The organism is Paraburkholderia sartisoli (genome assembly GCF_900107685.1).
In the GTDB taxonomy this organism is placed as follows: Bacteria; Pseudomonadota; Gammaproteobacteria; order Burkholderiales; family Burkholderiaceae; genus Paraburkholderia; species Paraburkholderia sartisoli.
Genome location: NZ_FNRQ01000004.1, coordinates 299,222 through 311,782, shown reverse-complemented (window position 1 = coordinate 311,782; position 12,561 = coordinate 299,222). Strand labels below are relative to the sequence as shown.

The 12,561-nt window shown below is 63.9% G+C and carries 12 protein-coding genes, 1 tRNA gene and 1 pseudogene; 7 read left to right on the top strand and 7 right to left on the bottom strand.

Annotated features, from left to right (window positions below; genetic code table 11):
- Positions 1 to 69 precede the first annotated feature (69 nt).
- Both BLV45_RS15265 and BLV45_RS15260 read left to right on the top strand, forming a co-directional pair.
- On the top strand, positions 70 to 837 hold the full coding sequence (locus tag BLV45_RS15265) for an AraC family transcriptional regulator (RefSeq protein ID WP_090534437.1): 768 nt from the start codon (positions 70 to 72) through the stop codon (positions 835 to 837).
- Between the two features lie 11 nt (positions 838 to 848).
- Positions 849 to 1,184, top strand: coding sequence for a hypothetical protein (locus tag BLV45_RS15260; RefSeq protein ID WP_090534435.1), 336 nt, complete (start codon positions 849 to 851; stop codon positions 1,182 to 1,184).
- 87 nt (positions 1,185 to 1,271) lie between these two features.
- Here the strand turns inward: BLV45_RS15260 and BLV45_RS15255 are convergent, their stop codons facing one another.
- From BLV45_RS15255 to BLV45_RS15245, 3 genes are all read right to left on the bottom strand, one after another.
- On the bottom strand, positions 1,272 to 1,535 hold the full coding sequence (locus BLV45_RS15255; RefSeq protein ID WP_090534433.1) for a hypothetical protein: 264 nt from the start codon (positions 1,533 to 1,535) through the stop codon (positions 1,272 to 1,274).
- Positions 1,536 to 1,722: 187 nt separating this feature from the next.
- On the bottom strand, positions 1,723 to 2,052 hold the full coding sequence (locus BLV45_RS15250) for a hypothetical protein (RefSeq protein WP_090534430.1): 330 nt from the start codon (positions 2,050 to 2,052) through the stop codon (positions 1,723 to 1,725).
- A gap of 234 nt (positions 2,053 to 2,286) precedes the next feature.
- Positions 2,287 to 4,182, bottom strand: a complete 1,896-nt coding sequence (locus BLV45_RS15245; RefSeq protein ID WP_090534428.1) for a bifunctional sugar phosphate isomerase/epimerase/4-hydroxyphenylpyruvate dioxygenase family protein — start codon at positions 4,180 to 4,182, stop codon at positions 2,287 to 2,289.
- Positions 4,183 to 4,463: 281 nt separating this feature from the next.
- Between BLV45_RS15245 and BLV45_RS15240 the strand changes: the two genes are divergently transcribed.
- Positions 4,464 to 5,318 (top strand): shikimate dehydrogenase, encoded by an 855-nt coding sequence (locus BLV45_RS15240; protein WP_090534426.1) that lies wholly within the window; start codon positions 4,464 to 4,466, stop codon positions 5,316 to 5,318.
- A 6-nt stretch (positions 5,319 to 5,324) separates the two neighbouring features.
- On the opposite strand, the gene BLV45_RS15235 is transcribed toward BLV45_RS15240, so the two are convergent.
- The 3 genes from BLV45_RS15235 to BLV45_RS15225 all read right to left on the bottom strand — a co-directional run bounded on the left by BLV45_RS15235 (position 5,325) and on the right by BLV45_RS15225 (position 8,860).
- Positions 5,325 to 6,566: an esterase/lipase family protein gene (locus tag BLV45_RS15235; RefSeq protein ID WP_143130432.1), complete on the bottom strand. Its 1,242-nt coding sequence runs from the start codon at positions 6,564 to 6,566 to the stop codon at positions 5,325 to 5,327.
- 225 nt (positions 6,567 to 6,791) lie between these two features.
- Positions 6,792 to 7,472 carry a TetR/AcrR family transcriptional regulator gene (locus tag BLV45_RS15230; protein ID WP_090534422.1) on the bottom strand — a complete coding sequence of 227 codons (681 nt, stop codon included), beginning with the start codon at positions 7,470 to 7,472 and terminating at the stop codon, positions 6,792 to 6,794.
- 110 nt (positions 7,473 to 7,582) lie between these two features.
- Positions 7,583 to 8,860: an NAD(P)/FAD-dependent oxidoreductase gene (locus BLV45_RS15225; protein WP_090534420.1), complete on the bottom strand. Its 1,278-nt coding sequence runs from the start codon at positions 8,858 to 8,860 to the stop codon at positions 7,583 to 7,585.
- Between the two features lie 318 nt (positions 8,861 to 9,178).
- On the opposite strand from BLV45_RS15225, the pseudogene BLV45_RS28245 reads away from it, so the two are divergent.
- The 3 genes and pseudogenes from BLV45_RS28245 to BLV45_RS27570 form a co-directional block, all read left to right on the top strand.
- Positions 9,179 to 9,334 (top strand): annotated as a pseudogene (locus tag BLV45_RS28245) (helix-turn-helix domain-containing protein); the annotation flags it as partial.
- A 114-nt stretch (positions 9,335 to 9,448) separates the two neighbouring features.
- A tRNA-Ala gene (locus tag BLV45_RS27575) sits at positions 9,449 to 9,530 on the top strand.
- The gene (locus tag BLV45_RS27570; protein ID WP_176954171.1) at positions 9,506 to 10,111 is read left to right on the top strand and encodes a LysR substrate-binding domain-containing protein; all 606 of its coding nucleotides are present in this window, start codon (positions 9,506 to 9,508) and stop codon (positions 10,109 to 10,111) included. The genes BLV45_RS27575 and BLV45_RS27570 overlap by 25 nt, the downstream gene beginning before the upstream one ends.
- On the opposite strand, the gene BLV45_RS15215 is transcribed toward BLV45_RS27570, so the two are convergent.
- Positions 10,078 to 11,178, bottom strand: coding sequence for a LacI family DNA-binding transcriptional regulator (locus tag BLV45_RS15215; RefSeq protein WP_090534415.1), 1,101 nt, complete (start codon positions 11,176 to 11,178; stop codon positions 10,078 to 10,080). The genes BLV45_RS27570 and BLV45_RS15215 overlap by 34 nt on opposite strands.
- Positions 11,179 to 11,368: 190 nt before the next feature.
- Here BLV45_RS15215 and BLV45_RS15210 point away from each other — a divergent pair, with 190 nt between their 5' ends.
- Positions 11,369 to 12,556, top strand: coding sequence for an ABC transporter ATP-binding protein (locus BLV45_RS15210; protein WP_090534413.1), 1,188 nt, complete (start codon positions 11,369 to 11,371; stop codon positions 12,554 to 12,556).
- Positions 12,557 to 12,561 lie beyond the last annotated feature (5 nt).

Genomic DNA, 12,561 nt, shown 5'->3' with positions numbered 1-12,561 from the left:
CGCCGTACAGCCCTATAATCGAGCCGACTCCACCTGCCGCACCGCTACCGACCTCACGGGACCCGTACGATGAACACGCTGGCCGCAACGCTCGAGCCGGCCGCCGCGACGCTGGCCGGCATGCTTTCACACTTCACGCTGCTGGAGCCGGTTTTCGACGCGATGCCCGACGTCGCCTTCTTCATCAAGGATACCGAGGCACGCTACGTCCTCGTGAACCGCACGCTCGCTTCGCGTTGCGGCTTCAAGGAGAAAGCCGGGCTGCTGGGCAAAACCGCCGAAGAGGTGTTTCCACGGCGCTTCGGCCGCATCTATACCGAGCAGGACAAGGCGGTCATCAGCGCCGGCGGCCAGATGCTCGACCAGCTCGAACTGCATCTGTATCCCGGTCGGCAGCCCGGCTGGTGTCTGACGTGCAAGCAGCCGCTGCACGATGCGCAAGGCCACGTGGTGGGCCTCGCGGGCATCTCGCGCGACCTCAGGGCCGACGAGAGCGGTCATCCGGCGTACAGCAAGCTGGCGGCCGTCGTGCAGTACATCCAGGACAACTACGTGCAGCCGCTCAACCTCAAGCAACTGGCGGAGATGGCGGACATGTCGGTGGCCCAGCTCGAACGGTATTTTCACAAGGTCTTTCACCTGACGCCGCGTCAGGTGCTGCTGAAAACGCGCCTCGACGCCGCGACCGCGCTGCTCGTCACCACCGACAAGGTCACCGATGTCGCCGCGCTCTGCGGCTACACCGATCACAGCGCGTTCACGCGGCAGTTCAAGGCGACGGTCGGCCTCACGCCGACTGAATACCGGATGCTGCTGCACGGCAGCGCGCGAGGCTGAAGCAGGGGCACATGGCGCGTCTGAAGAAGACTTACCACTACTACGTGTACGTCGTCGAACTCGACGAGACCGTGTGGAACGAAGCGCGTTTTCGTCGCGCGAATCCGGATTACCGCTTTGATAAACCGTGTGTCTATGTCGGGATGACCGGGCTCGACCCGGACTTGCGCTTCGACCGGCACAAGGCCGGCATCCAGTCGAACCGCTACGTGCGCGACTATGGCTTGCGGCTGCTGCCGCATCTGTATGAGGTGTACAACCCGATGCCGTACGACGGAGCGGCCGACATGGAAGTGGAGCTTGGAATCGGACTGCGTGAGGCAGGGTACGCGGTGTGGCAGGCCTGACGGCCATGCCCACACCTGACAGCGCCGACGTAGACCATCGGCGTTTGAAACCGGTCCGGCTACCTGCCTGTGCTTATGTTTAGGTGCTTATTTAACACCCAGACCTCGCAGGATCGCGTTGCCTTCCGGCGTCAAACGGAAACGCGGCGCACTTGCGTCCGCCGACGCGACCTGCTCGACGAGGCCGGCTTCCTGCAATCCGGGAATTTCGGGTTTGGCCATTGCATCGACCGGCGCGTGCAGCAGGAGCAGCAACGTGGCGAGTTCGTGATGGCTCAGCAGCCGGCGCAATATCGTCGGCCGCTTTGGGGTGGCGGGGGCCATCCCGGGATTCGTGTTCTGTTCGTTCATTGGGCGCACCTTGTCTACGTTGGTGTCCGGCGAATCCTACGGAGCCATTCTTAAACGATTATTAAGGGCGCGCGCCGCGTCCGGGGATGCGAACCGGCCCGCATTACCGGTGCTTACGCGGAATCGCCGGTCGCGCTGCCGGCACCCGTCGCTACGCATGGGACGCAGGTGTGCGATATCCGGCGAATCAGGGCGCGCAGGTCTTGCTGGCGCTTTCGAGCCACAGGTTGTCCACGTGGCGCGTGCCCGCGTAGAAGCGGTATTGCGTTGCGCCATTGTCGGTGCGCACCTTCACGATATTCGAATCGCCGAAGTCGAGCATCTCGCCTTGCGGAATCGACGTCGTCTTGAACGGGGCGTTGTGTTTCTGCGCTTGTCCGGTCAGGCAACTGACCACGTCGCTCACGGAGTGTTGTGTCGGACGATCGGCGACCGGCTCGCCGGAATCGGGGTTCTGGAACTGCGCGCAGGCAGCGAGAAAAAGAGGGATCGACAGGGTTGCGGCAACTTTCTTCATAACGCTCCTGGCCATTTCAGTCCGCGCGGGCCGTGTTCGTGACGCCAGGATGGCGCCGTCAGGCCGTATTTCAGCGTGAACACGGGCAGGCGCGAGGGTGCGGATTAACCGTCATTATATCGGGCCCGGCCTGGGCGGCCCCCAACTGGCCGCGCACGCGGACGTCAGGATGCCGTGCCGGGGGCTTGAGCGGTTCCTCCGGCGAGGGCAGCAGGGCGTACCGGCGCGGTCGTTCTATTTTTTCTTCTGCTGCGCCTGCGCGGCGAGCCTGACGGCCGCATTCGCCGCGCCGTAGCCGTCGTAACCGCCACGCCGCTCGACGATTTCGAGGAAGAACCGGTGGTCGAGCTGTTCCGTGTACGCGTGGAAGAATTCGCCGCCGCGCTCGTCGCGGTCATACAGGATGTTGTGCGCGCGTAACGCGTCGAGCAGATCGTCGGCGAGGCCGTAACGCGCGGCAAGGTCGTCGTAATAGTTGCGCGGAATGCGCAGCAGCGGCAGGCCGTTCGCGATGAATTCGGGGAGGGCGCTGAAGATATCGGCGGTGCCGAACGCGACGTGGTTCAGGCCCGATCCGCGATACATCGACAGCGATTCGGAGACCGCCGTGTGCCGGTCCACCGAGGCATTGAGCGCGATGCGCACCGAGCCGTCGCGACTGCGCACCGCACGGCTGCGCACGAGACCATACGGGTCGGGAACGAGCCAGTCGGCTTCCGCCTGAAAGCCGAACGCGGTCTTGAAGAACAGCACCCACGCGTTCAGCGAATCGGCCGGCAGCGACAGGCACACGTGATCGATTCCCGTCAGCGTTCCGGCCTCGTCGAGGCCGTTTGCATCGGTGAGCACGAAATCGGCTTCGAAGAGCGTCGGCTCGTCGGGGGTTTCGTCGACGAAATAGTTGAGGCTGCCGTCCGGCCCCTGCACCGCCGGCAACACGCGTTCGTTCGGCCCGACGCGACCGGAAAACGGCGCGTACCGGAAGCCGGCGGCGCGCTGGAACGCGAGCTTCGCATCGTCGACGCGAAACGCCGACGCGCACAGCGAAAGCCCGTGCTGCATGAAAAACGCGCTCGCGAACGAATCGGCCTCGGCGTTCAGCACGATCGACGCGGCGCCGTGCTGGTACAGCGCGACGTCCTTCGAGCGATGCTGTCCGGTGCGCCGGAAACGCAGCCGCGTCAGCCAGTCGATGAGCTGATTGCGCGCGGTGTCGTCGACGGCGAATTCGAGGAACTGGAAGCCGACGTGAACGGGCGCCGACGGCGATTCGTACAGATGTCCGGTCTTTTCGGCCGGCTTGCCCTCGCGCGCGAGCGACGCGCGCGTTTCTTCCTCGAGGAAGAGCAGCGAGCGGTAGCCGTCGACGGCGGTGATCGCCGTCGGGGCCGCGCGAAAACCATCGTTGAAGATTTCGAGCGACAGCGGGCCGGCGTAGCCGGTCTCGATCACGCGCGCCGTGAAGCTGGCCAGATCGAAATCGCCCTGGCCCGGAAAGCAGCGGTAGTGACGGCTCCATTCGAGCACGTCCATCGCGAGCTTCGGCGCGTCCGCGATCTGCACGAACGCGATGCGTTCGCCCGGAATGGCCGCGATTTCGTCGACCGGATCGTTGATCGACAGCGTGTGGAAGCTGTCGAGCACGAGCCCGAGATTCGGATGATCGACCGCGTCGACGAGCCGCCACGCGTGGCGGTACGAATTCACGTGCCGTCCCCACGCGAGCGCTTCGTAACCCGCGATCACGCCGGCTTCCTGCGCCGCGCGCGCGAGCGCGCCGAGCTGGTCGACGATCAGGGCGTCGTCGCCGATCGTATCCGGCGACACGTTGCTGCACACGAGAATGCGGTCCGTACCCAGTTCATGCATCAGATCGAACTTACGTTTCGCGCGGTCGAGATTGCGCGCGAGACGCCCGGTGCTCACCCCCTCGAAATCGCGAAACGGCTGGAACAGCACGATTTCCAGACCCAGGTCGGCGGCGATGCGCCGCACGTCGGCGGGCGAGCCGTCGAAGTACAGCAGATCGTTTTCGAAGATCTCGATGCCGTCGAAACCAGCCGCCTGGATGGCCGTCAGTTTCTCGACAAGCGTCCCGCTGATGGACACGGTGGCGATCGAACGCTTCATGGACGACTCCTGCCTGACTGAGGCTAAAAACGGAACGTGCGGACGGCATGACGGCGCGCTCAGCAGATCGCAGTGTCATGACACCGGGGCGTACCCGTCAACTACATGTTTGCAGAATACGGCGATGCACACCGGCCGGATAACTTGCGCTACACTATAAACAAACTAACTAGATCGTACAAATTTTTCATAAAACCCCGCGTGTACGCCGGCGACCGTGACAGGCGCGCTGCACGCACGCAACACCGGCCCACCGGGCCCGGACGAAGGCAGGAGTGGAAATGAAGGAGCAGACATCGTATCTCGTGGGCCTGATCGGTTCAGGCATTGACGGTTCGCTGAGCCCGGCGATGCATGAGCAGGAGGCGCGCCAGCTTGGCCTGAACTACGTTTATCGCCGCATCGATCTGGCGGCGTTGAAGCTCGACGTGTCCGCGCTGCCGGACCTGCTCGTCGCCGCCGAGCGGATGGGTTACAACGGGCTGAACATCACGTACCCGTGCAAGCAGCAGGTCATTGCGCTACTCGACGAACTGTCCGACGACGCACGTGCGCTCGGCGCGGTGAACACCGTGCTGCTGAAGGACGGCCGGCGCATCGGGCACAACACCGACTGGTCCGGCTTCGCGCGCGCGTTCAAACGCGGTCTGCCGGATGTGTCGCTGGATGATGTGGTGCAACTGGGCGCGGGTGGTGCAGGCGCGGCCGTTGCACACGCCGCGCTGACGATGGGTGCGCGCGCGTTCACGGTGTTCGATGTTGAACCGGCGCGAGCCACCGCGCTCGCCGACGACCTGCAAACGCGCTTCCCCACAGCCCGCGTGAAATCCGGCGGCTCGCTGCCGGAGGTCATGGCGGGCGCGACTGGCCTGATTCACGCAACGCCGGTCGGCATGGCGAAGCTACCTGGCATGCCGCTGCCCGCGGAACTGCTGCACACGGACATGTGGGTCGCCGACGTCGTCTATTTCCCGATCCGCACGGCGCTGTTGCAGGCCGCCGAGGCCGCCGGATGCCGCACGCTGAGCGGCGGCGGCATGGCGGTTTATCAGGCGGTCGATGCGTTCCGGCTCTTTACCGGGCGCGAGCCCGACGCGGGGCGCATGTTCGCGCACTTCGAATCGCTGTTGAAATGACCGGCGTCATGCGGGCAACGCGTGGTTGTAACGCGCGATGTCCTCGTAAAACGCGTTCAGTTCGTCGATCGTGACTTCGTGCAGCGGCATCACGATATTGAAGTGGTCCTTGCCCATCAGGGTGGGATGCACATACCAGACGCCCTTTTCCGGCTCGAACGGCTTGCCCGGTTCGACGAACGCATGCGCGTGACCGAGCGGAAACTGCGCTGAAGGCACACTCACGAGGCCGTCGTTGGGGCGCCAGGCCGCATAGCCGCCGCCGAGGTCTTTCTTGTTCAGGCCCACTGCCGAGCCCGTGGGTTTCAGCAGCGGATTCATGTTGGGTGTCGGCACGCGAATGCCTTGCGGGCCAGGGAACGTGCCGTCGATCGCATACGACGCGTAGTACACGTTCTCCGACGTCAGCGCCCATGTGTTCTGGAAATGCGCGGCGACGGTGGACAGGTCGTAGATGCAGCCGTCATTGGTTTTCCAGATGTGGCTTTCGAACACGCGCCGGATGTATTCCTCGTGGCCTTCGCCTTCCTCGCGCTCCAGGCCCCAATGCTGCAGGTTGAAGTCGTAGAGCGGTTCCTTGCCGGCCACGCCCGCGAGCGCCGCCACGCTATAGAAAATATCCCTGAGAAACGTCGGAAAGTTGAGGTAGTCATCCGCCGTGAGCGCGCCGTTCTGCACGCCTGCCACGGACGTGAAGCTATGCACCCACTGTTTGCCGCCCTTGAACAGATCCGAGGTAGGCGCCTCGCGCGGGCCCGGATTGAATGCCACCTCGTCGGGGTCACCGTGTTCGAGCAGCTGGATCAGCGTGCGTCCTGTCGGGCCGCCCATGCTGTGGCCGATCATGTGTACCTTGTGCGCTTCGCTCCATTGCGGGAACACGCCTGGATAGCTGCGCCCGTAACGTTGATGGCCGTAACGCGCCGAGTGAACCGCGCCGTAATCGACGACTCCGCCCTTGATGAAGCAATACAGCTCGCAAGCCCGGTCCCAGTTGCTCGACAGCGGTCCCATCGATGCAGTGAACGTTTCGTAACCCTTGCTGTTCAGGTATTCCTGGATGTCGCCTTTGGCGCCGCCCCAATAACGGAAAAGCTGCCCGAAGATTTCGTCACGCCCCCAGCCGGCCATGCCGTGAACGAGCACGGTCGGATAACGGTTGTGCGCGGGCGGGTTTTTGTGCGCGTGAGCGGTTGCGTGAGGAGCAGATTGAGCGGATGACGTGGCGGCATGTCGGGTACTCGGCATCTTCGGATTCTCGTTGTAGTGGGTTTGAAAGGACTGCGGTGACGGGTACAGCGTTCAACACTGTCCCGCGCGCACCGAAGTGCCGTCAAAGCCGATACGGTGAGTCTTTGATGATTATCAGGATCGCAAAGTATTTGACAGATTTTTTCGCAATGGTGTGAACTATTGCGAAACGGGTTATATCAGGCGAAGCCGGGCAGGGGCCCTCAACGTCTGCGCGGCCCGTCAGTCCTCGCGCTTGACGAAACGCAGCACCGCGTCGACCACCATCGCGCGATGGCGCGCCCGCAGGCGCGGATGCGAGGGATCGCGCCCGAACGCCGCCCCGAACGTATGACGGTTCGCGACGCGATGAAAGCACAGCGAACTGATCATCAGATACAGATCGAACGCGTCGATGTCGTCGCGGAACTGGCCGGCGGCCACGCCACGCGCGAGGAGGTCCTCGATCGTTCGCAGCACGCTCGCGTTGCGCTGCTTGAACGTCTTCAGCTGCTCGATGTATTTCGCGTCGTGGATGTTCTCGATGTTGATGAGACGAACGAAGTCACGGTTTTTGTCGTGATAGTCGAACGTGAATTCGACGAGCGTATGCAGGCCGCTGCGCGCATCCAGTTCGCCGATGTTCAGATCCTGCTCGTGCGTGCGGATGTCGCCGTACACCTTGTCGAGCACGGCCTCGTACAACCCTTCCTTGCTGCCGAAGTAGTAGTACAGCATGCGCTTCGTGGTGTTCGTGCGTTCGGCGATCGCGTCGACCCGTGCGCCGGTGAGGCCCATCGCGGAGAATTCCTCGGTCGCGACGTCGAGGATGTTCCGTCTGGTCTGTTCGGGATCGTACTTGCGCCGGGCTTCAGACGGGATGCCGGTATGGTCGGGCCCGGCTGCCTTGATTCCCTTTTTCATTTTGCATTTCAGCGGCGATGACGGCGCATTCTAGCACGCCGAAAAGCCCCGTCCGGCGCGGGTTTGCGGCATGTTTCGGCGCGCCTTTCGCACGTTGCGGGCGCGTGTTGCTAGCGTGCCCGCCGGTGGCGTGCGGCGAGTGCGTCGCGCGTTTGCATCGTCGTGTACGTGAGTTGTGCCGCGGCCAGGCCGAGCGCGCCGAACGTGCGTGTCAGGCCGAAATGGCCGAATGCTTCGGGAACCGGGCGCTCGCCCGCGATCGCCGCCGCGAGCAGTTCGCCCGAAACCGTGGTGGGCGCCATGCCATGTCCGCCGAAGCCGACTGCATACCAGACGCCGTCGGCGCTCTGGCCGATCTGCGGCATCTTGTGCCGCGCGTAGCTCATCAAGCCGCCCCATGCGTAGTCGATGCGCACGTCGTGTAGTTGCGGATACACCTTTAGCAGATCGCGGCGCAGCAGGCGCGCGATAGCCTCCGGCTCGCGATCGCGTATCGAGATGCGCCCGCCCCACAGAATCCGCGTGTCGGCCAGCGGACGGTAATAGTCGAACGCGAAGCGCGTGTCGTATACCGCCGACGCACAGTCGATCGCGTCTTTCAGGCGGGCGCCGAGCGGCTCGGTCGCCATCACGTAGGTCGCCACCGGTAACACCGCGCGCTCGACCCGGCGATACACGTTGCGTGCATAGCCGCCGCCTGCCATCACGACGTGCCGGGCGTCGATCGCGCCTTCGGCGGTTGTGACGAGAAAGCCGTTTCCCTGACGCACGAGGCTCACGACCGGCGAGTGTTCGTAAAGATCCGCACCGGCTGAAACCGCGGCGCGCGCCACGCCGTGTACGTATTTCAGCGGATGAAAGTGGAACGCGTTGGGTTCGAGCAGGCCGCCGTGATAGCGCCGCGATTTCAGTTTTTCGGCGAGTTGCGTTTTGGTGAGCGGCACCCAGTCGACGCCGAACGAATCTTTCATCAGACGTCGCTGCGTTTCGAGCCGCGCGGGTTCATCGAACCAGTTCGCGAGAATCACGCCGGCGTGCGTCGCGTCGCAGTCGATGTGATAACGCTGGATGCGTACGCGCATCAGGTCGACGGCGTCGGTGGTGAGCGCATAGAGTTCGCGCGCGCGTTGGGGACCGAGCGCCTTCAGCAGGTCCGCGCAATCGAGGCTGTAGCCGCCGAACACGAAACCGCCGTTGCGGCCCGACGCGCCGAAGCCCATCTGCTTCGCTTCGAGCACGACGACGTCACGAACGCCGCGCTCGACGAGCCCGAGCGCCGTCGAAAGCCCCGCCAGCCCGCCGCCGACGATACACACCTGAGCGCTCCGCCGGCCGGTGAGCCGCGCATGCTCGGGACGCGTGACGGTTGCTTCGTAGAAACTCTGCATATGGATTCAGGTGTCCGATACCCCAGGAGGGCACGGGATGCTTAACGTGGTTTCAGGAAACCGGCCGACAGCAGCCTGCAGCCGGCCGTTGAATACGACAGGTGCGGTTGGGTTCGGCGAGCCGCCCAACTGTCATGGCGGATGGAGTGACGGCATGCGTGGCTATGTTACTCAAGTTTCGCGGGCCAGCGTGGGCATCACGCGGTTGCCCCGGTTTAGAACGGTCGGGCTGGTTCCTGATGTCATGGTCAGGCCGGTGTCAGGTATTGATCGCGGTATAGTGATCGTTTCCAGACGGCGATCACTTTTGCGACTCACATGAAAAACACGCTGCAGGTGCTGATGTCGAGGCTGCGCATGAAGCAGCTTCAACTGCTTATCGCGCTCGACGATCACAAGTCGCTGCACAAGGCGGCGAGCGCGATGTCGATGACACAGTCGGCGGCGAGCAAGGCGCTGCACGAACTGGAGTCGATGCTCGAGGCACCGCTCTTCGAGCGCGCGAAAAGCGGCCTGATCGTGAACCAGTTCGGTCACTGCGTGATCCGCTATGCACGGCTCGTCGCGACGGACCTGAGCGCGCTGTGCGACGACATGGCCGAGATTCGCTCGGGAAAAGGCGGCCGGCTTGCAGTCGGCACGATCATGGGTGCGATTCCCGCTGTCGTCGCACCCATTCTGGACGAGCTGCACGCGAGCCTGCCGAATCTCTCAGTTGAAATTGTCGAGGACACGAGCGCGCGCATGCTGATGTTGCTCGACGACGGCCGTCTCGATCTCGTGATCGGCCGCTCGACCGTCAGCGACGAGCCTTCGCGCTATCACTATCAATCGCTCGGCGACGAACCACTTTCGGTCGCGGTCGGCTACGATCATCCGCGCATCGCGAAGGAAATCGACCTGCATGCGTTAAGCGGCTATCGATGGATCACGTATCCGGGTCACATGCCGCTGCATGCGTTGCTGGAGCGCGAACTCGACCTCGCCGGAATCAGCATGCCGACGAATCCGATATCGACGGCATCGACGTTCGTCACCCTCACGCTGCTTCAGCAAAGCACCGATCTGGTTGCGCTGCTGCCGACCGATATCGCCGAACGCTTCGCGCGTCAGAAGATGTTGCGCATCCTGCCCGTCGCGCTGAAATCGCCTTCGCCGACGTTTGGCATCGTCACGCGTAAAGGCGGCGTGCTTTCGTCTCCTGCGCAGCAGTTCATTCAGCGCCTGCGCAAGCTAGAGCGCGTGCGCTGATCCTGCGTGCGGGGCGGCGCGGTGGAGGCGCGCGGCACCATCACGGGCGCCGACGTGACGCGCATCGGCGGCGTGCCGGTATTGCCCGGGTTGCCGCGTGACGCGCGCGGCGCACGGTCGATCAACTCGCGCAACAGATCGACGGCCATGCGCGCGGCTTCTTCCGTCGGCACGGCGACGGTCGACAGTGCAGGGCGCGATTCGCGCGCAAGCTGGATATCGGTGATGCCGACCACGGAAAGATCGTCGGGCACCGAAAGGCCCATGTCGGCCGCGGCATGCATGGCGCCCAGTGCGGGCAGGTCGTTCGTGGCGTAAAGCGCGGTGACGTCGGGATGCGCCTTCAGCAGTTGCCGCGCCGCGTCATAACCGCCGCGTATCGTATCCGCCTCGCAGATGAACTCCGCGACGATCCGCGCGTTGCCGGCTGCGTTGAAGCGTTCGACGAAACCGTCGCGCCGCGCGCCATGAATGCCGAACGGCGACAGGTCATCGTGACTGCTCTTGCTGCCGACGAGCGCGCCCACGCGCGTGTGTCCGAGGTCGAGCAGATGTTGCGCCGCGAGCGCGCCCGCAAGCCGGAAATCGACCGCCACGCACGGCAGCCCAGGCGGATCGTCGGGACGCTCCCACATGCACAGCACGACCGGCGTGCCGCGTTCGGCGATGGCGCGCAGGTCGTCGAAAACAAGCTCCGCGTTCGTCACCAGCACGCCTTCCGAAAGCGTGCCGGCGATCTGTTCGAGGTAGGCGCGGCCCGTCTCCTGATCGTCGTTCGTGTTGCAGACGATCAGAAAGTGCCCACTGGTGCGCGCCGCGCGTTCGGCGGCAAGGGTAAATTCCGGGTAGAACGGATTGGCGATGCTCGATACCATCAGCGCAAACGTCGGGGCACGGCCTTCGGCCAGCGCGCGTGCCGCGAGGTGAGGGCGATAGCCGAGTTCCTTGACCGCGTGCAGCACGCGTTCGCGCGTGGCCGCGCCGACCCGTCCTCGGTTGCGCAATACGTTGGATACCGTCGCGGGCGTGACGCCCGCGTGGGCGGCGACTTCGTTCAGCGTGGTCATCGACGGCCTGACATGTGGGATGGCATCCTGACATTTGCAACAACGGCGGCGATCGCGATAGAGTCGTTGAAACAGAACATACCGGAGACAGCGCAAGATCAGGCGATTGGGTTTCAATCGTCTTTTTCTCTGCCGCTTGATTAAGCGCTTAACCTCCTGCTGTGACGCATTAGAACATGGAGGCAGGGCAATGGCCAGCATCTCGTTGAAGGCAGTACACAAAGCGTACGGCGAACACCCGCCGGTGATTCGCGGCGTGGATCTGGAGATTGGCGAAAACGAATTCTGCGTATTCCTCGGGCCGTCGGGCTGCGGCAAGTCGACGTTGCTGCGGATGATCGCGGGTCTGGAGGACGTCACCGACGGCGACCTGCACATCGGCGGCCGGCTCATGAACGACGTGCCCTCTGCCGAACGCGGCGTCGCGATGGTGTTCCAGAGTTACGCGCTGTTTCCGCACATGACCGTGTTCGAGAACATGGCGTTTGGCCTGAAGCTCGCGAAAAAACCGAAAGACGAAATCGACCGCAGGGTGAAGGAAGCCGCACGCGTGCTGCAGCTCGAAGCGCTGCTCGACCGCAAGCCGCGAGCGCTTTCCGGCGGGCAGCGTCAGCGGGTCGCGATTGGCCGCGCGATCGTGCGTGAACCCGGTGTGTTTTTGTTCGACGAACCGCTGTCGAATCTCGACGCCACGCTGCGCGGTCAGACCCGCATTGAAATCGCTCGCCTGCACAAGCAGTTCGCGAAGGCGAGCGTGGTGTACGTGACGCACGACCAGATCGAGGCGATGACGCTCGCGGACCGCATCGTTCTGCTGCATGCCGGCAAGGACACCGAGCGCTACGGCAGCATCGCGCAGGTGGGCACGCCGCTCCAGTTGTATCACCGGCCGAAGAGCCGCTTCGTGGCGGGCTTTATCGGCTCGCCGCGCATGAATTTCCTGCCGGCGACCGTCGCGTCGATCAGCGCGCAATCGGTGCGGATCACGCTTGCGCACACGGGAGAGTCGCTCGATGTGCCGGTGGTGGCCGACACGCTGACGCCCGGGCAGTCGGTCACGCTCGGCATCCGTCCCGAGCATCTCGAAGTCAACGCGGTTGCGGACGCAACCAGTGACACGCCGGCGAGCGCGCCGTCGCAAACCGTGCAACGCAGCGTCACGCTGATCGAACAGCTTGGCGAGCACAGCTATCTGCATCTCGATCAACCTGGCGGCGACACGCTGATCGCCAAGGCGCCGGGCGATATCAGCGCGCGCACGGGGGAGTGTTTGGCATTCAACCTACCCGCCGCGTCGTGTCATCTCTTCACTGAGGACGGTTTCGCACTGCCGCATCGTGTACCCGCCTCGGCTCATCCCATCACTCAGGTTGCGTAGGAGCG